The organism is Chitinophaga sp. W3I9 (assembly GCF_050434025.1).
Taxonomy (GTDB): Bacteria; Bacteroidota; Bacteroidia; order Chitinophagales; family Chitinophagaceae; genus Chitinophaga.
This window is the reverse complement of record NZ_JBNPWC010000001.1, coordinates 4,216,934-4,237,825: the sequence shown is the minus strand read 5'-3', so window position 1 is coordinate 4,237,825 and position 20,892 is coordinate 4,216,934. Positions and strand designations below refer to the sequence as shown.

The 20,892-nt window shown below is 46.6% G+C and carries 20 protein-coding genes and 1 tRNA gene; 10 read left to right on the top strand and 11 right to left on the bottom strand.

Annotated elements, in window-relative coordinates:
- Window positions 1-24: 24 nt before the first annotated feature.
- Window positions 25-561 carry a DUF1905 domain-containing protein gene (locus QFZ51_RS17295; RefSeq protein WP_429047495.1) on the bottom strand — a complete coding sequence of 179 codons (537 nt, stop codon included), beginning with the start codon at window positions 559-561 and terminating at the stop codon, window positions 25-27.
- A 92-nt stretch (window positions 562-653) separates the two neighbouring features.
- On the opposite strand from QFZ51_RS17295, the gene QFZ51_RS17290 reads away from it, so the two are divergent.
- From QFZ51_RS17290 to QFZ51_RS17280, 3 genes are read left to right on the top strand one after another with little or no spacing between them, the layout of a single operon-like run.
- Entirely contained in the window at window positions 654-1,871 is a 1,218-nt protein-coding gene (locus QFZ51_RS17290) for an acyltransferase family protein (protein WP_429047493.1), read from the top strand.
- Window positions 1,872-1,884: 13 nt separating this feature from the next.
- Entirely contained in the window at window positions 1,885-2,910 is a 1,026-nt protein-coding gene (locus QFZ51_RS17285) for a sensor histidine kinase (protein WP_429047491.1), read from the top strand.
- Window positions 2,910-3,626 (top strand): LytR/AlgR family response regulator transcription factor, encoded by a 717-nt coding sequence (locus QFZ51_RS17280; protein ID WP_429047490.1) that lies wholly within the window; start codon window positions 2,910-2,912, stop codon window positions 3,624-3,626. The genes QFZ51_RS17285 and QFZ51_RS17280 overlap by 1 nt, the downstream gene beginning before the upstream one ends.
- A gap of 2 nt (window positions 3,627-3,628) precedes the next feature.
- Here QFZ51_RS17280 and QFZ51_RS17275 read toward each other — a convergent pair whose 3' ends face one another.
- Window positions 3,629-4,327: a hypothetical protein gene (locus tag QFZ51_RS17275; protein WP_429047488.1), complete on the bottom strand. Its 699-nt coding sequence runs from the start codon at window positions 4,325-4,327 to the stop codon at window positions 3,629-3,631.
- Between the two features lie 125 nt (window positions 4,328-4,452).
- On the opposite strand from QFZ51_RS17275, the gene QFZ51_RS17270 reads away from it, so the two are divergent.
- From QFZ51_RS17270 to msrA, 3 genes are read left to right on the top strand one after another with little or no spacing between them, the layout of a single operon-like run.
- Window positions 4,453-5,103 (top strand): hypothetical protein, encoded by a 651-nt coding sequence (locus QFZ51_RS17270; RefSeq protein WP_429047486.1) that lies wholly within the window; start codon window positions 4,453-4,455, stop codon window positions 5,101-5,103.
- A gap of 39 nt (window positions 5,104-5,142) precedes the next feature.
- Window positions 5,143-6,312, top strand: coding sequence for an acyltransferase family protein (locus tag QFZ51_RS17265; protein WP_429047484.1), 1,170 nt, complete (start codon window positions 5,143-5,145; stop codon window positions 6,310-6,312).
- Between the two features lie 33 nt (window positions 6,313-6,345).
- A complete protein-coding gene (gene msrA, locus QFZ51_RS17260) occupies window positions 6,346-6,837 on the top strand; it encodes a peptide-methionine (S)-S-oxide reductase MsrA (RefSeq protein ID WP_429047481.1) in 492 nt (163 codons plus the stop codon).
- A gap of 68 nt (window positions 6,838-6,905) precedes the next feature.
- On the opposite strand, the gene QFZ51_RS17255 is transcribed toward msrA, so the two are convergent.
- Window positions 6,906-9,290 carry an ABC transporter permease gene (locus QFZ51_RS17255; protein ID WP_429047479.1) on the bottom strand — a complete coding sequence of 795 codons (2,385 nt, stop codon included), beginning with the start codon at window positions 9,288-9,290 and terminating at the stop codon, window positions 6,906-6,908.
- Window positions 9,291-9,589: 299 nt separating this feature from the next.
- Between QFZ51_RS17255 and QFZ51_RS17250 the strand changes: the two genes are divergently transcribed.
- The 3 genes from QFZ51_RS17250 to QFZ51_RS17240 all read left to right on the top strand — a co-directional run bounded on the left by QFZ51_RS17250 (window position 9,590) and on the right by QFZ51_RS17240 (window position 11,881).
- Window positions 9,590-9,907 (top strand): hypothetical protein, encoded by a 318-nt coding sequence (locus tag QFZ51_RS17250; RefSeq protein WP_429047478.1) that lies wholly within the window; start codon window positions 9,590-9,592, stop codon window positions 9,905-9,907.
- Between the two features lie 99 nt (window positions 9,908-10,006).
- Entirely contained in the window at window positions 10,007-10,996 is a 990-nt protein-coding gene (locus QFZ51_RS17245; RefSeq protein WP_429047476.1) for an amidohydrolase family protein, read from the top strand.
- 30 nt (window positions 10,997-11,026) lie between these two features.
- Window positions 11,027-11,881, top strand: coding sequence for a helix-turn-helix domain-containing protein (locus tag QFZ51_RS17240; protein WP_429047475.1), 855 nt, complete (start codon window positions 11,027-11,029; stop codon window positions 11,879-11,881).
- Here the strand turns inward: QFZ51_RS17240 and QFZ51_RS17235 are convergent, their stop codons facing one another.
- The 4 genes from QFZ51_RS17235 to QFZ51_RS17220 all read right to left on the bottom strand — a co-directional run bounded on the left by QFZ51_RS17235 (window position 11,882) and on the right by QFZ51_RS17220 (window position 16,824).
- The gene (locus QFZ51_RS17235) at window positions 11,882-12,898 is read right to left on the bottom strand and encodes an efflux RND transporter permease subunit (protein WP_429047474.1); all 1,017 of its coding nucleotides are present in this window, start codon (window positions 12,896-12,898) and stop codon (window positions 11,882-11,884) included.
- Between the two features lie 90 nt (window positions 12,899-12,988).
- Entirely contained in the window at window positions 12,989-13,585 is a 597-nt protein-coding gene (locus QFZ51_RS17230) for a hypothetical protein (protein WP_429047472.1), read from the bottom strand.
- A gap of 131 nt (window positions 13,586-13,716) precedes the next feature.
- Complete coding sequence (locus QFZ51_RS17225; protein ID WP_429047471.1) at window positions 13,717-15,438, bottom strand: hypothetical protein; 1,722 nt, start codon at window positions 15,436-15,438, stop codon at window positions 13,717-13,719.
- A 150-nt stretch (window positions 15,439-15,588) separates the two neighbouring features.
- Complete coding sequence (locus QFZ51_RS17220) at window positions 15,589-16,824, bottom strand: DUF4157 domain-containing protein (protein ID WP_429047468.1); 1,236 nt, start codon at window positions 16,822-16,824, stop codon at window positions 15,589-15,591.
- A gap of 313 nt (window positions 16,825-17,137) precedes the next feature.
- Here QFZ51_RS17220 and QFZ51_RS17215 point away from each other — a divergent pair, with 313 nt between their 5' ends.
- Entirely contained in the window at window positions 17,138-17,779 is a 642-nt protein-coding gene (locus QFZ51_RS17215) for a DUF2490 domain-containing protein (protein WP_429047466.1), read from the top strand.
- Between the two features lie 118 nt (window positions 17,780-17,897).
- On the opposite strand, the gene QFZ51_RS17210 is transcribed toward QFZ51_RS17215, so the two are convergent.
- From QFZ51_RS17210 to QFZ51_RS17195, 4 genes are all read right to left on the bottom strand, one after another.
- Window positions 17,898-17,981, bottom strand: a tRNA-Leu gene (locus QFZ51_RS17210).
- A gap of 75 nt (window positions 17,982-18,056) precedes the next feature.
- Window positions 18,057-18,461: a carbohydrate-binding protein gene (locus QFZ51_RS17205; RefSeq protein ID WP_370910178.1), complete on the bottom strand. Its 405-nt coding sequence runs from the start codon at window positions 18,459-18,461 to the stop codon at window positions 18,057-18,059.
- Between the two features lie 200 nt (window positions 18,462-18,661).
- On the bottom strand, window positions 18,662-19,729 hold the full coding sequence (locus QFZ51_RS17200; RefSeq protein WP_429047464.1) for a glycoside hydrolase family 76 protein: 1,068 nt from the start codon (window positions 19,727-19,729) through the stop codon (window positions 18,662-18,664).
- A gap of 14 nt (window positions 19,730-19,743) precedes the next feature.
- Window positions 19,744-20,889: a glycoside hydrolase family 76 protein gene (locus QFZ51_RS17195; RefSeq protein WP_429047462.1), complete on the bottom strand. Its 1,146-nt coding sequence runs from the start codon at window positions 20,887-20,889 to the stop codon at window positions 19,744-19,746.
- Window positions 20,890-20,892: the final 3 nt, after the last annotated feature.

Here is a 20,892-nt window from a genome sequence, read left to right as displayed (position 1 = left end):
ACCATTTCGTTTTCTTAACTGAGTTTACATTTCTTCCCTTTCATACAATTTTAGTCCCCTCGATAACCGGATGATCGATTTAGTCATACGGCTTACTCTCGTTTCCGTTCTTTTGGCGGAATAAATCCAGTCGATATAAAATTTCTGCTCACTTTCAGACAGGGATGCAAAGAAACGGTTAGCAGAGGGCTCGTCTTCCAGGCAAGCCTTCAGCTCCTCCGGTATTTCCAGCGGATCATCATCCCGGAACAAAGTGATTTCCACCCAATCGCCTTCTTTCTTTTTTATTTTCTTCCTGATAGCTGCTTTTACAGGAAGAAATAACACCCCATTACCCATAGGCATCAGGTGGCATTTTTTTATTTCATGGTCGTCAATAACCCCCTTTACTCTTACCAATCCGAACGCTTTCACTTTATCGGGCGTAATTTCGGGGATACGCGCGAAAGTCCATCCACCTTTCCCGGGGATTTTCTCAAGGCGGTAGGATTGACGGACGATTGGTGTAGCAGCCATAATATCAGAGATGGAACGAGCCTTAAAGTTATTGTATTTTAACATAAATGATCTTTTCAACACCGGAAACTGTCCACATGTCAAAAATGTTTTCCTGAAAACCGCCGGTCAGATAGGTTTGCACTAAACAATTATCTATGCAACCAATATCTTCTTCCCGGCTGGCGTATTTAGACTGGCTCCGCATCATCGCTATCCTGGGCGTCCTGTTCTTCCATTCCGCGATGCCCTATGTGTCTGAATGGGGATGGCATATAAAAAATAAAGAAACCAGCAATGTGCTGCTTGAAATGAACGACTTCCTCCACCGCTTCCGCATGCCCCTGCTGTTCTTTGTTTCCGGCACAGTAAGCTATCTTATGCTGCAGCGTAATTCCGGCGGCAGCTTTATCGGCCTGCGTTTCCGGCGGCTGTTTATTCCGTTGCTGGTGGGCATATTGATTATTGTTCCACCTCAGGTATACATGGAACGCCTCACCCAGGGCTTCAAAGGCAACTTCTTCGACTTCTACACCAGTATGTTTACCACCGGCGCCTATCCGCACGGCAACATGAGCTGGCACCACCTGTGGTTTATCGCTTACCTGCTGGTATATGATATCATTTTTGCGCCCGTTTTCGTATGGCTGATCTCCGGCAAAGGCAAAAATCTACTTCAAAAATTAAACTGGATGGGAAGCAAACGGTATATCTACCTGCTCATCATCCCGGGAACACTGGTGCACACCTTTCTGCTCATCTGGTTCCCGCAAACCGGCGACCTGGTACATGACTACGGCTATTTCTTCTACTGGTTGTTTTATGTACTGGCAGGATTTATCTGCATTGCCAATCCCCTGTTCATGGACAGCCTGGAACGGAACCGCCGGTTTTCACTGGCCATCGCTTTCGCCGGCCTTATGATCATTAACTACCTGCGCTGGAATAAAATGGAACCCTGGCTCTTCAACGACAATGCTAAACATGTACCCTTTACTTATGTATATATGGCTTTAGGAGGAATTGTTGCCTGGATGTGGGTACTGGCGATTGTTGGCTACGCAAAAAAATATCTCAATAAACCCCTGCCCATCCTGGCATATGCCAACCAGGCCGTATATCCGTTTTACATCCTGCATCAAACGGTTATTGTAATACTTACTTATTACCTGGTGCGGGTACCTGATGGCGTTGGACTGAAATACACTTTTACCGTTCTGGTTACTTTTTTAATCAGTATATTCATCTTCCATTTGTTTATCAGACCCTTTGCCATCATGCGTTTCCTGTTTGGCATGAAACCACCGGCACGGGAAGGGAAAGATCGCAGGTCCAAAGAAACAAAGTTAATACCGGCACAACCTGAAGTGGCATAATTAATCAGCTATCATGAAAATATTCTGGAAATATTTCTTTCCCCCGTTATATGGCCTGCTGGTATACTTTACCATCCGCCTGCTTACGGACAGCATAACAGAAATGAAATTCTGGTACCGGCCACTACTGGTTAACATGATTGAAATAGGATCCAGTATGCTGATGGGCTACCTTTTTGTGTGGATCTTCAACCTCCTGTTCCGCTATTTCGATCAAAAAAGCCAGGCCGGCTTCTCTTATAAAATCATCCTGAAGGAATTATTATATGTCTTTATCATCAATCAACTTATACAAAACGCCATTTTTACGCCCATGGCCGCCTTCACTGACAACGGCCTGCAATCGTTCGACCTCATCGATATCAATGTGATCCCGTTGTTATATTGCCTCATCTACTATGGGGTACGAAGAAGCAACTCTTTTTTACAGGCATATATCAATAACCGGCTGCAGCTGGAGAAAATCACCAACGACCAGCTGCAAACAGAACTCAAATTCCTGCGGGCACAATACCACCCCCATTTTTTGTTTAATGCGCTAAACACAATATATTTCCAGATGGATATGGATGTGGAGGCAGCTAAAAAAACAGTGGAACGTTTTTCAGAACTGCTCCGCTACCAATTGTACGATCAGCAGCAAACGGTAAGCGTGATGAATGAAATACAATACCTGCAGAACTTTATTGCCCTGCAGAAGATCAGGTCGTCACGCAGGCTGCAGCTCAACGTATTTTTTGATGAAGCCCTGCACGATGAACAGGTATATCCACTGCTGTTTCTGCCGCTGGTGGAAAATGCCTTTAAATATGTTGGTGGTAATTTTCATATCAATATCGATCTAAAAAAACAGGATCATGAAATATCTTTTTGTGTAGAGAATTCAATACCCGATAAAATTAGCTTCCAGGAAAAAGGAGGCATCGGGTTAGATAACCTGAAAAGAAGACTGGAACTGTTGTACCCCGGTAAACATACGTTTACCGCGAAAATTAAAGAAGATAGCTTTTTGGCTGAACTAAAACTCACTACGCGATAATGGACCAATTAACGATACGCTGCATTATCACCGACGATGAACCTTTCGCCGGAGAAGGATTACAACGTTATGCCCAGAAAACGCCTTTCCTGCAGGTAATAGCTGTTTGTGAAGATGCCATACAGCTCAATACCCTGCTGAAGCAACAACCTGTGGACCTGTTGTTTCTCGATATTGAAATGCCTTATATCACCGGCATCGAATTCCTGAAAAGCTATCCAAATCCGCCCAAAGTGATTTTTACCACCGCATACGAGCAATATGCCATACAGGGTTTCGAGCTGGATGTACTGGATTACCTCGTAAAACCAATTTCATTCGACCGCTTCCTCAAAGCTTCCAATAAAGCATTTGATTATTTTTCCTCCCAGCACATCAGCAAAGAACAACCTTACTTCTTTATAAAAACAGATAATAAGCTGGAGAAAGTAATATTCAATGATATTTTATTTGCAGAAGCATTGGGCAACTATGTGGCGATTTATACCGCAGACAAAAAAATCATCACCCATACAACCTTGAAATCGGTACAGGAAAGTTTGCCTGCGCGGCAGTTCCTGCAACCACACAAATCCTATCTCGTTAACATCAATCATATCAGCGCCATTGAAGGAAACGTATTACACATGGGCAATCATGAAGTACCTATCAGTAAGTACCAGAAAGAAGAATTACTGGAGAAGATCGTCAACAACAGGCTGCTGAAAAATAAATAACATCATTTCATCCGGTCCCGGATAAATTGTATGACCTTACCGGCTGCCGGCCGGTATTGCGACTGGTACTTAATCCGCACTGAACTTTTATAAATATTATCAAAATACACCCAGCCGCCCATCTCCTGGATAACATATTTAGGCTGCCTTTCCGCGTTATAAACTTTATCGAATGGCGCATGCGCGAGAAAATCCTGGTGAACCTTTTCAAACAATGCTTTATCAATGGCCGGTCCGTTAACGAAAGTAATGTTCTCCTGCTCGTAGTGGTAGTAACTGTCGAAATATACATCTCCTGAAAAATGATACGTGTGATCGTAATAATCAATCACCTCCTCAAAGGCGGCAAACCGCAGGATCTTATCTGAATGCCGCGGCAGGATAATAAAAGGATATTGGCTATCGTCAATTACAGCAATGATATCTCCATCAATCGTAGTCGCAATGGTTAACCCATTCAGCACTGCAGGTTCTTCACTCTCCGGCAGCTCCCATAAATCCATATACTCCCCGAAATTAGACCGGATATACGCTTCATCGGGTTGATGGATCATCAGTAGTTCATTGATGGCTCCCAGTCCGTAAGTATAAAGAAAATCCCGGTAGCTCACCGGCAAAAGAAATGGTACCGCATCGGTTATTTGCTGAAATTCAGCCGGGGTTAATGGTTTTATTTGTCCTATTAGGTAAGGAGCCTGCATAGCCTGTATCCACTTATTTGCAACCGCAATATACGAAGGCAACGGAGAATATTTTCATGGGGATCGCATTTAGGCCCCCTTCCCGCCTCCACATTTTTTTGTATTTTTAATCAAAAAGTTAACCCATGGCAAAACAAACAGGAATACTCCCTTTTACAGGGAAATTGGGTAACCTCATCGGTTACCGGAGAAACGGAAGTTACTTCGTCCGTTCCATGCCCGAAGAAGTAAAACAAACCACCGCTACACGGCAGTCATCCCGGAATTTCGGCGTCGGCACATTGGCGATCCCCGCACAAACCTGGTCGCCATCAACCGCCGGCGATCTGCTGGAGATCAGCGTTATCGCCGTTCGCATCAATCCGGTTACGCATCGGGTAACCGGCAGCCGCAGCTCCTCCCTGTTCACAAATATAGAGGAACCATTTAATGGCGCCACACTGGAAGCCAACGTTCCTGGAAAAGGAATCTTGCTCGTTACGCTCCAGGTGAGAATATTTAACAGCGCCACCCCTACACTAAACCGCCGGTTTATGGCCGCCGATATAATAGCAGTCGTACTGCCGGTCAACAAACAAAAATCCAGCAAAGGAAACCGCCTGGCCGGTGTAAAACGGGTACTACGGTACGCTCCGGGTAAAGTTAACCGCATGAGCGTCATCACCAACTCAACACCTGATCAAGTCCACCTCCCGTCCGGGCATTCCCCTACTCCCAGCCCTGCCATAGGGCATTCCAGGACATGTGCTCCCCCATCCATTGCATATCTCTTTTAAAGACTGTATTTTACAAGGATCAACAGACAGGCATTTTTCATGACAAACACCGACATAACGGTTAAAAAACTCTCCGGACTGGATCATTTAAGGTCGCTGGCAATACTCATGGTGTTGTTCTATCACTACCGCATGTTCCAACATCCGCAATGGCTGGATAATATCATGGGCTTCGGGTGGACAGGCGTAGACCTGTTCTTCGTATTAAGCGGATATCTCATATCCTATCCCCTCTTTGTAAACATGGCGTCAGGGAAAAACATCTCCCTGCCGGAGTTCTTTATCAAACGTTTCTTCCGGATCATTCCGGCTTACCTGGTGGTACTCACCATCTACTTCCTTTTTCCGGCATTCCACGAAAGGGAAGCCCTGCCACCGCTCTGGAAGTTCCTGACCTTTACGCAGAACTTCAATTTCGACATTAAAAACTATGGCACGTTCTCTCATGTATGGTCGCTGTGCGTGGAAGAACACTTTTACCTGCTTTTCCCGCTGGTGCTGGTTACGCTGCTCCGTTTCAAGGTATGGAGAAAAGCGGGATTCCTGCTGCCGGCGTTGTTTATATTGGGTATCGGTATCCGGCTGTACTGCTGGTACGCCCTGATTGCCCCTCACGCAGAACAGGACAATTTCTGGGTGATCTGGTACCGGCACATGTACTACCCCACTTATACCCGCCTTGATGGCCTGCTTGCCGGGGTTTCCATTGCTGTGCTGTTTGCATTCAAACCAGCTGCAAAAACATGGATTATCAAACGTGGAAACGTTATTTTATTATTGTCCCTGCTTGTGCTTACAGGCGCCTGGTTCCTGTGCAATGAACAGGAAAGCTTTTACGCTTCCATATTCGGTTACCCGCTGGTGGCGGCAGGATATGGATTGATGGTGATAGCAGCGGTAAGTCCGACAGGCATATTGTACCGGTACAACAGCCGTGTTACTGCCTTAATAGCTAAACTATCCTTTGCATTGTATTTATCGCACAAAGGAGTGATACACCTGGTGCAGCCCCTGCTGGCACAAACAGGCATCGCGCCAAAGGGAAGCCTCATGCTGGTGCTATGCCTGCTTATTGCCGTTTTAGGAGCATTCATCCTGAATAAGGCGGTAGAGGCGCCGTTCCTGCGGCTCCGGCAGCGTATACTGAATAAGCGGAAAGCCATTACCCATAAAAATGTGGCGCTTCTCACCAAGGATTCCGCAGCATGACTTAACTTCACATGATTAAAAGAGGAAAGACATATGAATATTGAAAAAGCGATTCTTGCCGGTGGTTGTTTCTGGGGCGTGGAAGAACTGATCCGCCAGCTACCCGGCGTGATCTCAACAGTGGTAGGATACACCGGTGGCGATGTTCAAAACGCCACCTACCGGAACCATGGCACCCATGCGGAAGGTATTGAGGTTACCTTTGATTCAGCCGTGTTATCATACCGCTCCCTCCTGGAATTTTTCTTCCAGATACATGACCCTACCACGCGCAACAGGCAGGGCAATGATATAGGCACCTCCTACCGCTCCGCTATCTTTTACCAGAACGAAGCGCAACAGGAAACAGCCAAAGCCTTAATCGCAGAACTGAATGCCTCCGGTAAATGGCCGGGGCCCATTGTAACAGAAGTGGTTCCGGCAACAGCATTCTGGAACGCCGAAGAAGAACACCAGGACTATCTCCAAAAGCATCCGCATGGATATACCTGCCACTTTGTAAGGCCCGAATGGAAAATAAATTAACATAAAAAAGGAGAAAATGAATCCACTTCATTTTCTCCTTTTTTTATAGAAAGATAAATAGCGCTTAGCTATTCCGATCTCAGCGATTTAACAGGGTTCATCAATGCCGCCTTTATCGACTGGTAGCTCACCGTCAGCAAGGCGATTAACAACGCTCCTGCAGAAGAAGCCACAATGATCCACCACGATATTTCCGTACGGTATTCATAACGCTGCAGCCAGTTGTTCATAAAATAACAGGCCACCGGCACCGCTATCACCAAAGCAATAACAACCAGCATAATAAAATCCTTTGTCATCAAACGCCATAAGTTGAAAACGGAAGCGCCCAAAACTTTCCGCACCCCTATTTCCTTTACCCGTTGCTCGGCCATGAAAGACGCCATGCCAAAAAGCCCCAGGCAACTGATGAATACCGCCAGCACCGCGAAAAAACTCGACAGTTTACCAATGCGTTGTTCTGCATCAAATTTAGCGGCATACTCATCATCCACAAACCTGTAAACGAAAGGAATACCAGGGTTATATTTTTTAAAGATGCCCTCAATCCGGGCCAGCGCATCAGCGGTTTGTTTAGCCGGGTTTATCCTCGCATTGATCACATTGGCAGCATTGTAGTCCAGTGTAAAAACAGTCCGGAAAACCGGCTCGTATGGCGACTGCATCACCATATCCTTTATCACACCGATCACGGTAAAAGGCTGGCCATCTTTTTTTACAATTTCTCCTATCGGGTTTTTCAGCCCCATAAACTTAACAGCCGATTCATTCAGGATCATCGCCGTGCTATCCGAAGCAAAATCCCTCGAAAAATCACGTCCTGATATGATCTGCCAGTTGATCGTTTTCCCGAAATCATGCGTAACCGTTACTGCGCCAAAATTGCCCTGTGCACCTGGCGCCATCCCTTTCCAGGTATAACCATTGTTTATTGCATCCACATCTGTTGTAGGCGCGGAAGAATAAGCCATCTCCGTAAGGGCGCCTGATGATGTCAACTCATTCCTGATCACCTCGAAATGGTCTTTCAATGCGCCGGTAGACACCGGGATAAGGAGCAATCCTTCACGGGTGTAGGCCGTAGGCCGGTTCTTAGCGAAATGAATCTGCCTGAATACCACAATCGTTCCGATGATCAGGATCACCGATACCGTAAACTGCATCACCACAAGTGCTTTCCGCGGAATAGCGGCATAACGTCCGGCCCGGAAAGTACCTTTCAGTACTTTTACCGGCTCAAAAGAAGAAAGATATAACGCCGGGTAACTGCCCGCTATTAAACCCGTGAATAAGGTGATACCGAAACAAACCAGCCAGAATACCGGGCTGCCAACCGGAATGCTTACCTTCTTATCAGCTACCTCGTTAAATACCGGCAGCCCGACCTGCACCAGCACCAACGCTCCCACAAAACCGATAGCCGCCAGCAAAAGCGATTCACTGAAGAACTGCGTGATCAGCTGTCCCCGGAGGGAACCAACTGCCTTGCGGATGCCCACTTCTTTCGCCCTTTTCTCAGAACGGGCAGTGCTCAGGTTCATAAAATTGATGCAGGCCAGCAACAGCACAAATACACCGATGATCCCGAAAAGCCATACAAACTGGATCCTGCCACCTATATTCTTCCCGTTATCCCAGTCGGCGTACAAATGCCATTTGCTCATGGGATGAAGAAAAACTTCGGGTTTAAAAGCGGCGTCTGCTGCGCGCACTTTGTGCAGTTTTACATCTTTTATTTTAGCGGATACTTTTTCAAGGTCGGCATGATCCGCCAGCTGCGCATAGGTCTGCGTAAAATTGGATCGCCACGGGTTTTCCATCTCCCTGATCCAGGGCTGACTGCTCAGGTACAACTCCCACGGCGCCATAAAAGCCAGGTCCCGGAAAGCCGAATTATAGGGCAGATCTTCATACACCCCCGTTACCTTCACCGGCGTCTGGTTATCCAGTTTCACCAGCTTATCTACCGGATCTGCATTCCCGAACAACGCCTTCGCAGTGGAAGCCGACAGCAGGATGGACGCAGGATCTTTCAATCCGCCGCGGGTCCCCTTCAGCATTTTTAGCGTCAACATTTCCGGGAAATCCGGTTCAAAATAATTCCCGGTTTGGGAAACCACATTGTTGTTGTAAGCCAGCAGGTGTTTGTTGGGCCACGATGCCATGACCACGTATTTAAAATCGCTGCCGTATTTATCCCGGATCTCCTCTCCCAGCAGGTAAGGATTAGCCGTTTGCGTACCCACCACGCCATTAAAGGTTTGGTGCTGCATCACAGATACAATACGGTCGTAATTCGCATGATTTTTACTGAAAGTAAGCTCATCGTATATCCATAAACCTATCAGCATGGCTACCGCCATACCAGTAGATAGTCCCACAATATTGATGAGCGAAAAAGTTTTATTTTTCAACAGATTTCTCCAGGCAATTTTAGCATGATTTCTTAACATAGCTAACTGGTTTGCCATTGAAAAAACAATAATACTGCCACACCTGAAATGCTTACTGGTAGACATTCTACGAATATTTTATTTTCATGTATCTGTCCGGATATGAACACCGGTGTCTGAAAATGGACACCGCAACGATCAGGCTGGTCTACAATTTGTCCAAATCTCCCTACTATATCCATCAACTTTACCCGCTCAGGATCATCTCTCCGCCTGCATTGTCCACCTGCTGCTATCCGGTCTGCCTTTTGTTGGAACAGATGGTCAGGACAATATCATTCACCCATAAAACAACGGTTATGATTAATAAAGATGACTTAAACGAAGACCTGCTCAATGAAGACGATTTACCGGAGGAAGATACAACGGCAGATGCGGATGCAGATGTAAGCGAAGAAGAGAAAGAACTATTGGAAGAAGCATCTACCACAGATCCAACTTACTCGGAGGAATTACGTATGCGCGGAGCCGTGGTAGATAATGCAGATGACGACGGAGACCCACTGAATGAAGCCGGAGACCTGGATGTACCCGGCGCAGAGCTCGACGATGACCAGGAGCGGAACGGCGCAGAAGATGAAGAAAATAACGAATACAGTACGGATAAAAATGACTGACCGCAAAATTTTACCGCGAATTGTGCTATCATCACCACTGGATGGGCATTGATTTTCTATGGTTACTATCTTTCCTTTGCATTGTTCAAATACATCAAAATGAGAATAGTAACCTTAGAAGAACATGTATCCTTCCCGGAGATGACCCATCTTCTTCCCGCCGGTACCCTGAGCAATACACGGCCATCAGCCGTGGCAATGCAAATGATGCCAAAGCTGGCCGACATTACCGGTGAACGGTTGGATTCCATGAACGAATCCGGGATATCCATGCAGGTATTATCCGTTGAAAACACCGATGTAAACCTGCTGGACACCACCAGCGCTCCGGCGTTTGCTTCAAAATACAATGATCTGCTGGCGGAGAAAATCAACAACTATCCCGGCAGGTTCACCGCATTTGCACATCTCCCAATGACCGCACCCGCAGCGGCGGCCGACGAACTTGAGCGCGCCGTAAAATCTTATGGCTTTCGTGGCGCCATGATCAGGGGACTTACAAACGGAGAATTCCTGGACGCTCCTAAATTTGCGCCGGTGCTTGCAAAAGCTGAAAAGCTGGGTGTGCCTATTTACATCCATCCGGGTCTTCCACCCAAACCGGTGATAGATGCCTATTACAGCAACATAGGGCATGATACCGGGCCTTTTGATGCGATTGCCTGCTGGGGATGGGGATGGCATTCGGAAACCGCTATTCACGTGCTACGCCTGCTGGTGGCAGGTATCTTTGACGTTTACCCGGAACTAAAAATAATTATCGGTCATATGGGCGAAATGTTACCCATGATGTGGGCGAGATCCAACCGGTCGTTTCAACCCGGCAATGGCGGGCGCAATCAACGCACACTGATCGATACATTCCGGCGGCAACTCTATATCACCACAAGTGGCTTCTTTACACAACCACCCCTTCAGATTGCACTCGATACGATTGGTATCGACAACATTATGCTATCAGTGGACTATCCTTTCAGCACGAACCAGATGGGCATCGAGTTCTTAAATAACATCCAGCTTCCCGCAGAGCAGGTAGCAAAAATTGCCCATGGAAATGCAGATAAATTACTCCGGTTACAGGCTTCATGAACCTGCGTTAAAATACTTACTTTTAAACTCATGAAGAATATTCCGGTACATAAATTACAGGACAGCACCAGTCGCGGTTACCTGCTGAAGCCATTCACTCACAAGGGAACAGATGATAAACCGCCCGCACAACCGGGCGCGCACCGGGATGATCACTATATCTTTTTCATCATGCTGAAAGGCGCCGGTACAGCCGTGGTAGACTTTGAAGAAAAAACCGTGCGTGCAAATCAACTCTATTATATTCTGCCGGAACAGATTCACTACCGGATTAAAGCCGACAAAGCAAACGGGTGGTTCATCGCTGCAGATCCTTCGTTAATTGATCCCGCCTGCCGCCATGCTTTCGATAGCTGGTCGGGCTTCCAGGAACCTGTTACTTTATCGCGCAGCGATGCACATCACTACAACCAGCTCCTTAGCATCCTGTATAGCAAAATGACGGATCAACCTCCTGGCAGTTTAACGGTACTTCATTCATTACTTCGCTCCTTCTTTGAAATGGCAGCAGACACTGTACGTGTCTCCGGGGATGCCGGTACCGGCAGTTCAAGGCCAGCCTACCTGTCGCTCAAATTTAAAAAATTGCTTGGCGAACATATAAGACAACACAAAAGTCCTTCGGATTACGCCGACATGCTCCATATTTCAGAGCCGTATCTCAATGAGTGCCTGAAGAAAATAACCGGTTCCCCGGTTTCGTTCTGGATAAAATACAGGATTATTATAGAGGCAAAGCGACTGCTATATTTCAGCGACCTGAATGTAAAACAAATAGCCGATGACCTGGGCTTTGAAAACCATTCTTACTTTTCCCGGTTTTTCAGTAAAGAAACAGGAATGACTGCCCTTACTTTTCGTAAAAAACTCAAAGATCCAAGCTAGTTACTCTGCTGAAATGTATAAAGAATCTTTAGGGTTATATGATATCACGTGTTTTATACCCACTGGAAATTGTGCTGATGCTGTTTCCATCACCTTTTCTACCGCTGGTTGAATCCCGCTATAATTTGAATCCGCCCACTGCATTACCACGATGTTAACGCCAGGCTTACCATTGATACGCGAAAAGTTTCCATAAGTATAAGGGCCAAATTCAATCTTCGTCGCCACGTCCTTCCATCTCAGGATGGTATCAGCATCCTTGCGGATAACCATATTTCCATACTCAGCAGGTTGGTTGTGCTTACTACTGCACTTAATAATATAATCAGATGATGATTTACTTTTCTTATAAAACATTCCCGTTACTGCATCCAGTTGCCCTGCCGGAATGGCTGTTAATATTTCCTTTAGGGTGAGATGAGCAGCGGCCATGTGCTCTTCATTTAACCAGATACGCATCACCGAATCTTTACTCTTGTTAAAAGTGATCAAATGACTGACCCCGGGGATTCCCCGTATTCCAGGAACAATATTGGTTGCCGTATAATTTACCAGGAATGCCTGATCGTAACTTCCGGTATCCTCCGCATACATACCCACCGCCATTACAATGGACTCATTTTGCCGGGTAACGGTAACGCCTGATTGTACTACGGGTGACGGTAGTTGTGGCGAAGCTACTGCCACCACGTTGGATATACCCGTTGCAGCTGAGTCCAGATCAATACCTGGTTTAAAATAAACCGTAACAATGAATGAACCATCGATATTGGCCGTATAGGTTATATGATCCATGTTTCCGGCATACTGGGAGAAAGCATCTTTTAATGGCGCGGATACTGAATCCAATAACTTCCCGGCATCGGCGCCAGGATAAAACGCCCTTACCTGTATAGATGGTAAGGCCTGGTGAGGGGACTGCTTTACGGGGTGTTTGGTTGCCGCTGTTTCGCCGCAACTAAATACAGTATAAATAATCGTGGCTGCTACCAGCCATTTCAACGGGTTCTCAAACATCTTTCTGAAATTATTCAACAAGGAAAAATGATTTTAAATATCAGGCTGGCACAAGATAAATTATATTTAGATTCCGTTCGTTTTATTCATTCAGTTTTCAGAAAACGAGTCATCTTCTTTCCCGGCGACTGTAAGGTCCTTTCCGGTTAGATTAAGAAATATTGATTCTAGCGCTTCAAAATCCCATGAAGGAATATTATTACCGAATTTAATTGTTCTTCCTTCAAAATCAAAAGCAAGCTGATTATCCCCATGCATATCATTAATTACCTGCTGTCCGGTCTGAAACCCCAGATAATCAAATTCTCCTCCTGCTAAAGTATGCCGGGTTAAGGTTGGTTTTGCCAGATGTCTGAAACTGGATATTTTCTGTATGTCGAAGACCTGTATTGCCGATCTGAAAATCCCTTTCCTTATTAAATGCAAGGACTCCCTGGTAACAAGTATCTGTTCTGTCATAACAATTTTATTTGCGAACTGGTAAGCTCCTGCATAAGTCAACAACATAAACAAGCCACCTACAATTAACGCTACTATTTTGTCGGAGTTTGTTAAAACTACACGGAGCATGAATGTTCCTAACGTGAATAAAACAATGAAGTAAAATAAATATAGCATCTTGGACCTCGTATCAAATGCAGTTGATAGAATTACTAATTTTCCGGCGCCGGAATCTTTTATTTTCATAGAAAGGATATTTCAAATAGTAGCAAAAATAACTATATATTTGATTACCAGGTAATGATTTTCCTGGCTAATCAAGTAATTGGTTGTAACAACGGCAGGCGGCAGGCACTGCTCTCCTACCGAATCGCGAATTAATTTGTTATACTGGACGATGAATTAATTTTCACATCTGCATATTGCCAGGCGGATTCGAATGCAGCCAATATTTCCTTCGCCTCCTTATTTTTCTTTTGTAAAACCAGCGCGTTATATAAACCGATCAATGCCCATCCATTCTTTCTCCATATTCCCAGGTCTTCCCGGTAAACTGTCTCCGCCTGCCGGTATTGCCCTGCTTTGAGGAGCACTGCACCTAAATGATGCCGCACGGAGAAGAACCAGTCCGGCGGCTCGTTGTAGTTGAGGTGGTCTTCCATAGCCACGGCCTCTTTTAACAATGAAATAGCCGTGCCGGACGCTTGTTGCTGCACTGCGATGCCCGCAGCCAACACCTTTCCGGCAATTTCTACCAGGTCGGCCGAAGTATTGATATTCCAGATCGTCAGGCTTTTCAGGATGGTATCAGCAGCAAGTACATACAGGCTATCCAGTTCTTTCCGGGCCTTTATTACTTCATGCCTGCCTAAATAAGCCATTCCCTTTGCATAGTGCCAGATAGCCCGTGGATACACCAGGTGCTTGTCCGGCGCTGGAAGCGCCAGTATGGTGTCCCACATCGATAACTTCGCGGCAATATAAAACGGGATGGTATAGTAGTGTTGCAAAGTGCCCCAGCCCGGCATGCTCATAATCTCTTCGGAGGTATGTTGCTGCAATTTCACAGCGGTTTGCCAGGCCAGAGCGGAATGGCCTTCCAGCGTAGCCGTAGCTGCCAGGAAGTGATAGTTATGCGGGTAGTACGCCAAAGGGTAAGCCCCCTGCGCATGACATGCCACGGTGTAAACGCTATCGGTGGTTACCGCGCGGATATTTGACAGCGAACCTTCATGATAATCGCCGGTACGGATGTAAATATGTGAAGGCATATGTAGTAAATGCCCGGCGCCGGGCACCAGGCTATCCAGCAATTTCGCACTGTGTATGGCTTTCTCCGGCTGCGAAGAAGCTTCCAGTGCATGAATATAAAAATGATGCGCGCCAGGATGAGTAGGATGCAATTGCATCAGGTGTTCGAGTACTGCTATTATCCCGGGCGTCCATGCTTTGGGCGCTTGTGTTCTTTTCTCATACAAATCCCAGGGATGCAGGTTCATCATCGCTTCTGCATATAAAGCACCGATATCCGGATCATCGGAGAATTGCGTGTATACCTTTTTCATGGCTGCCGCATAGGCACTGTCCAGGGCGCTGCGATCAGCCGGTGGATCTTTAACATACCTGCTGGCCAAAGCGGCGATGAGCGCCTGCTCTTTTGGACTGTTCTGATGGGAAAGCGCCTGTGCTTTCACAACAGCTTCGTAGGCGCGCTGAAAATTATCCGATTCCATACCGGCATTGTAATTGGGGCCCAGCACGTACGCAAAGCCCCAATAGGCCATGGCACAGGTGGAATCCAGCCGGGTGGCTTCAAAGAAAGAACGGGCTGCTTCTGCATGGTTAAATCCATAGGAGAGCATCATTCCCTGGTTAAAATAAGTTTGTGCTGCTTTCACGGATGTTGAAATCGTGAAATGAACGCCTTGCAACCCATCAAATAAAGGCGCTTTCTTACCGGATGTATACCATTCTTTGTCGGTGGTAGCAGGAACTGTGCAACCAATGGTATTAGCATTGCTTTTTACCTCTTTGGACGGGCGTCCGTAATTACAGGCCATTAGGCAGCAAATGACGGATGCTACATAAAACGTTTTCATAAAGGGATTGAATACTTTGGGGTAATGGAAACTATCGGGGTATAAGCCTGTCGCTGATTACTAATTTACATCATTCCTTCCATAATTTGTCAATAGGAGAAGCGGGTGTATCCATGTTCAGATACTCCCGCTTTAATTTTGTGAGTAAGTTTATGCAGTGGCGCTATCGTCTCCGGTTGTGTGATCTTCGCTGGCTACAGTGCCTCCGGATGTAGAGGAAGATGAATCTCCACCCAGGAATATTAATAAGGCCGCGGCGGCGGCCGTGCCGATGATCAGTCCTAATTTGGTTATAGGCTCAGGGTCTGCTAAAGCAGCGACCACTAATGCAACCATTCCTCCAAGGGCGAAAGCCGGGATACCGATATGGATCAGGAACCGCTCTACCCGTTGCCGTAATTCCGGGTCAGGTGAAGCCGTTACAGGCTCTCCATCCCGCCGCATGGCAGGGAGAGGCCTTGTGGGAAACTCCCTTTCAGCAAATTCCCTTGCTTCAGATAAATCCTGCGCTTGCTCCCTGGTGAGCTGGTAGCCCCGGCACCTGTCGTTAATATCCCATTCACCCAGTTTGGTGCGCAGACGGCCACGGTCATAGTTAAAACGATCGCGGTGACCGTCCCAGCTTCCATACTCGGGATGTGGGGTACGCCTGCCAAAGAGGCCATGGCGGTCGTTTTCAGCATCCATAATACGGTGTGCCACTTCTTCCAGCAAAGCAATGATTTCCTGGAGCAAATTAAAGCAGGGATCCGGTCCACCCGGCGTACCGGCCACCTGGCGTTGTACCGTAGCCGGAGCGGCGGCGTTTTGCTGCGCTACATGCGTAAGCTCGTGCGCCAACAGATGCTGTCCCTCCCGGGAATGAGGGTTGTATTCCTGTTCATTAAAAACCACATGATTGCCCACGGTATAGGCCCGGGCGTTCACAGCCTGTGCCGACTGCGCAGCTTTATCTTCTGTATGCAGCACTACGTTGCTGAAGTCGTAACCTATTCTCTCTGACATTTCCCGCTGGATAACGTTATTCATTGGCTGTCCGCCAGTAGAAATCACTTCATTGATCATGTCTGCGGATGGTGCGGAGACTTCAGCGCCGTTGATCTCTTTGCGGGTCAGCTCTTCTTCATGTTCGCACGTCTCGCATTTTCGTTGTAAGGATGTGTTGTGGCCAGCATTTATTTTAAGATCCATGGCGGCAGGCTGGGTAACGGCGTCCGCTACGGCGTCGGCCTCTTTTTCCTGCACAGTATCTGGTTGTCCTACCTTTAGACGGGGCTGAAAAAAGCTGGGTTTGGCAGATTTCGGGTGATCATTTTTAGCAGTAAAAAATGGGGTATGCTGTGGACGTGCAATCCCTGGTGATTGATTGGGTACTTTAGAGAACATTCTGGGGTCTATTAAATGTTAATGGATATTGGGGGTCATCTTTAGGGAAGTTACTAAAAATTTGGAGAAAAAGAGGGCATGACTAAGGGGGTATTTTTCCCGGGTAAAAGAGCTCTTGTTCATAGATCAGGAAACAGGTCGCCCTGTCCAGGTTTCAAAAACTAACCGAACGATTATTGAACAAACCAGCTTCGTAAACGTTTAATTGGTTAACAGTGCCTCTCGCTCTCATCTTCAGTTCACTAAGCATAACAATATCATCGGGTAAAAATTTTTCCTTTAATAAAGGAGGGATGAGTCATTGCAATTTGAAATGCAAACAAATACCAAAGAGTGCAGGTGGAAGCCTAAGATTGCATGCAAGCTGATCATTCCTGTTATGCTGTTCTTCGCAAGCAGTGGTGCTTTTGCGCAGTCTCCCCCTCCATATACCTTCGGTTTCATTCCTGCTTCCATAGGGGAAACCGATTTTTCCTTTCCATTGATAAAAAAATGGCATCTCGACGGCGAAGTAGACCTGCAGATAGTTACCCAGGGCTCATATGATACAGGCAATCCATTTGCCTATGCACAACGGTTTGTTGTCAGGCCCTGGATATCTTACTCAGGGTTCAAAAATATGAAGTTGTGGCTGGGCTACGCGCGCAATAAGAAATATGAAATAAAGGAAGCCGGCAACTATGAAACCCTCGAGCGGCGGTTAATCGTTATGGGCTCCTTTGCTGAGAAACTGCCCAAAGGAAGCCTCTTTCAGCAGGTACGGTTTGAAACCAAATTTTTTGACGACCGGCAGGGTATAGCAAGGGTGGTACCGAGGATCAGGGCCAGAGTAGGTGTCAATCACTTTCTCCTTAATAACGTCATCAACAGCCAATCTTTCTTCTTTTACATCAGAAAGGGATGCGACAAATACACTATACTTTACGACCTTCACTGGCATCACTTAAAAATTTAGAGGTTAATTAAATTGTTACATTAATGAAGAAAGTAGGGCCGAGTATAAAAAGCGTACAAAAACCACACTGACACAAATAAAAAAAGGTTGCAAGTCCTCAAACTTACAACCACTCTAGTGCCCAGAACTGGATTCGAACCAGCACACCCTTGCAGGCGCTGCGACCTGAACACAGTGCGTCTACCAATTTCGCCATCTGGGCAACTGATATCGTGTCAGGGAGCGCAAAGATAAGCAGCTATTTTAATTTTCCAAAAAAATAACGGCAACGCCTATATTAATAATTAAAAATAAAGCCAAATGCTGTAATGCTGAAAGGCATCCCGCCCTTCGCTACCAGGTACAGATCATGCACGCCTTCGGCATGACGAAGATTACCCGTTAACTTCAACGCATAGGTGCTGTCTCCCGTATAAGGAATGTCAAGGGTACCAATAATTTTACCTTTGGGTTTATCTATCCGGAACTCCAGCCGGGCATTACTCTTTTTGTGCTCCGATGCCACTTCCACGCGGAAGCCTATTTCACCAAGACTTAAATTAACCTGGGCAAAGCTGAGATAACTGCCCTCCTTCATCTGGAATTCCGTTGCACGATTCCCCTTTTTACCCGCCGGCGCCGCCGTCTGTCCCAAAACAGATACCGGCACGAAAGCAAAAAGCAGCAATAACATCAGCCTCATAGGATAGGATAGGTTGTCTTCTTCTCTTTTCTAAGATGGTCAGGAAATAATGCTTCCCGGGATAAATTAATAATAAAAATTATAAAATTAAGGAATTATGTAATATTATAGCAAAATAATAACCCGGGCTCACGGGTAACCACGAAAAAGCCCGTAACAATAAATGCTACGGGCCTCTCCTTTAATTTCATTTCTTTGATTTATATACCGGCCAGCCGGGCGTAAATTTCCATCATCCCCGCCTGTCCCAGCAGCTCTTTTTCCGGACGGTTGCCCACCATATTGTTGCTGCTGTTCCTCTCCTGCTCCCATACCTTACCCGCATACTCCTGCATGGCACGGATATACTTCGGGTTGTTATCTGTCCTGTACAGCGCTTCGTATCCCCTTAGCAATACGGCATTAAACCAGTACGAAGAAGGAAACTTTCCATTTCTGAAAAAGCGCCTGTAGCTGCCTTCTGCAATATGACGGGCCTCTTTTAAATACTGCGCATTCTTTGTAATGCGGTACAGCTTTACATTGGCCTCCAGCATAACGCCGGCATTGTAAGTATACGTCGCAGAATCAATACGGTTGTTTTCTGCCGGCTTTATGGCATCCCAATACACGCCGTCCTCACTGCGGAGATACCTGTTTACCCAGTTGTACAACAACAAAGCAGTATCCAGGTAGGCTTGTTTATGAACCGCATCATACAATTGCAGCGCCAGTAAAATAGCCGGTCCGTTGGAACAGGTATTTTTCGTGGTGAGATCTCTTTCCTTCCAGTATAAACCGCCACCACTAACGGTATCGTAACCCGTCATCATAAAACGGTAGATCTCCGTTCCTTTACCCAGGTACCACTTCTTCCTGGTACGCGCATACGCATCCAGGTACGCAATGCCAATCCACTGGTTATCGTCGTAGTACCTATCCTCCCGCCTTTCCTTCACTACATAAGATGCATATCCCGGAGCAGGTGGAATAGGATCATAATACTGGTTAATTGCCTCCACCACCGGCGCCATATACACTTTGCCGGGATGGATCCGTTCCATTTCATTGGTGGCTTGTATGAGCCCGCAAAGACCCCACAGGTCGGCATGCGGATTATGATTCTTTGTACGGTCGCTGGTTTGGATATACAACCCCGTTTTGCGCTCATACAAATATTTGTTCACTGCCTGCTGCAGCATCTCTGCCTTTTGCCTGTTGCTTTGGGCAAATACGCTGCCGGCAGACAGCAAACACCAAAAGGTAAGCCTCACTATTCTTCTCCCCATCTTTATCATTTTCATTACTTCATCAGTCCCATACTCTTCAGCTTCACCGCCGCTTCCATGAGCATAGCGCCACTCAACTGGGTGGTGAGGTCGCTGCCGGCAGCCATGGTGGACCAGTCCTTGTTAAATAACACCTGCGGGCGCGTCGTGCCTTTCAGCCACAACGTTTCTGCGTTCAGCTGCAGGAAAGCGGCATACTTTGCCACATCCGTGCTGCTGATACTGCCATCGGTGATCAGCAACATCAGGTAACGCACCAGTACACCTTTGAACAAACCACCATCTCCGCCGCCTTCATCTTTCAGGATATTGGCATTGGTAAATCCACCGGCTAAGGCGTTGTTGGCCGTTTTCAATGCGTCATTGATATATACATTCTGACCGGTCAGTTTATACAACTCCACCCCTGCTCCAATAAACACACCCTGGTTGTAAGTGAAGTTCCAGTTCTTGGTTACCTGACCACTGCCGTCCTGGTTAATACCATCCCAAACGAGACCGGTAACCGGGTCTACCAGCGTGGCTTTCTGCCAGTCGTAGATCTTTTTTGCCCAGGCAATATCATCCGGGTTCTGGGTAAGACCATACATCCGGCAGGCAATAATACACGCAGGCGCATTGGCAGGCGTATTCTTGTAGTTCTTGGATTTATCCTTATTCCAGTGGATACCGCCGCCCCATACATCATCCCAGCCGCCTTTGATATCGTTCCACAGCAATACGGCTACATCTTTGTACCGGGTATCGCCGGTGGCCTCAAAAGCGCGTAAGCAGGCAAGGTTCATCCACTCCATATCATCATAGAAATGGTTGATGTAAGTACCGCCGTTCTTTGTTTTCATGCCCGCCAGCAAATCATCCATACGGGTTTTGATAGCCGGGTCATTTTTACGTATATAGGCATCCGTTAGTACGTCCAGTGCATGCGCATTGGGCCAGTAATTAAAGGTGGCATTACCCGCATTATTGGCGTTAAAATATTTCTCCTGGTTCCAGAAATTGCTGGTGAGCCCCTGTAAAGAGGAATCACCGATCTGCGCCCAATCGAAAACATAACGCGCCTTGTTGGCTCCGGGACCCGGGCCATCATCTACAGGTTCTTTCAAACATGCAGTGAAGGCCAGGGAGAGCATTAAAAGGGAATATCGTATCAGCTTCATAGC

Excerpts from the sequence above, each read along its gene's own strand:
- QFZ51_RS17295 (WP_429047495.1), bottom strand. The coding sequence starts at position 561 with ATGTTAAAATACAATAACTTTAAGGCTCGTTCCATCTCTGATATTATG.
- QFZ51_RS17290 (WP_429047493.1), top strand. The coding sequence starts at position 654 with ATGCAACCAATATCTTCTTCCCGGCTGGCGTATTTAGACTGGCTCCGC.
- QFZ51_RS17285 (WP_429047491.1), top strand. The coding sequence starts at position 1,885 with ATGAAAATATTCTGGAAATATTTCTTTCCCCCGTTATATGGCCTGCTG.
- QFZ51_RS17280 (WP_429047490.1), top strand. The coding sequence starts at position 2,910 with ATGGACCAATTAACGATACGCTGCATTATCACCGACGATGAACCTTTC.
- QFZ51_RS17275 (WP_429047488.1), bottom strand. The coding sequence starts at position 4,327 with ATGCAGGCTCCTTACCTAATAGGACAAATAAAACCATTAACCCCGGCT.
- QFZ51_RS17270 (WP_429047486.1), top strand. The coding sequence starts at position 4,453 with ATGGCAAAACAAACAGGAATACTCCCTTTTACAGGGAAATTGGGTAAC.
- QFZ51_RS17265 (WP_429047484.1), top strand. The coding sequence starts at position 5,143 with ATGACAAACACCGACATAACGGTTAAAAAACTCTCCGGACTGGATCAT.
- msrA (WP_429047481.1), top strand. The coding sequence starts at position 6,346 with ATGAATATTGAAAAAGCGATTCTTGCCGGTGGTTGTTTCTGGGGCGTG.
- QFZ51_RS17255 (WP_429047479.1), bottom strand. The coding sequence starts at position 9,290 with ATGTTAAGAAATCATGCTAAAATTGCCTGGAGAAATCTGTTGAAAAAT.
- QFZ51_RS17250 (WP_429047478.1), top strand. The coding sequence starts at position 9,590 with ATGATTAATAAAGATGACTTAAACGAAGACCTGCTCAATGAAGACGAT.
- QFZ51_RS17245 (WP_429047476.1), top strand. The coding sequence starts at position 10,007 with ATGAGAATAGTAACCTTAGAAGAACATGTATCCTTCCCGGAGATGACC.
- QFZ51_RS17240 (WP_429047475.1), top strand. The coding sequence starts at position 11,027 with ATGAAGAATATTCCGGTACATAAATTACAGGACAGCACCAGTCGCGGT.
- QFZ51_RS17235 (WP_429047474.1), bottom strand. The coding sequence starts at position 12,898 with ATGTTTGAGAACCCGTTGAAATGGCTGGTAGCAGCCACGATTATTTAT.
- QFZ51_RS17230 (WP_429047472.1), bottom strand. The coding sequence starts at position 13,585 with ATGAAAATAAAAGATTCCGGCGCCGGAAAATTAGTAATTCTATCAACT.
- QFZ51_RS17225 (WP_429047471.1), bottom strand. The coding sequence starts at position 15,438 with ATGAAAACGTTTTATGTAGCATCCGTCATTTGCTGCCTAATGGCCTGT.
- QFZ51_RS17220 (WP_429047468.1), bottom strand. The coding sequence starts at position 16,824 with ATGTTCTCTAAAGTACCCAATCAATCACCAGGGATTGCACGTCCACAG.
- QFZ51_RS17215 (WP_429047466.1), top strand. The coding sequence starts at position 17,138 with ATGCAAACAAATACCAAAGAGTGCAGGTGGAAGCCTAAGATTGCATGC.
- QFZ51_RS17205 (WP_370910178.1), bottom strand. The coding sequence starts at position 18,461 with ATGAGGCTGATGTTATTGCTGCTTTTTGCTTTCGTGCCGGTATCTGTT.
- QFZ51_RS17200 (WP_429047464.1), bottom strand. The coding sequence starts at position 19,729 with ATGGGGAGAAGAATAGTGAGGCTTACCTTTTGGTGTTTGCTGTCTGCC.
- QFZ51_RS17195 (WP_429047462.1), bottom strand. The coding sequence starts at position 20,889 with ATGAAGCTGATACGATATTCCCTTTTAATGCTCTCCCTGGCCTTCACT.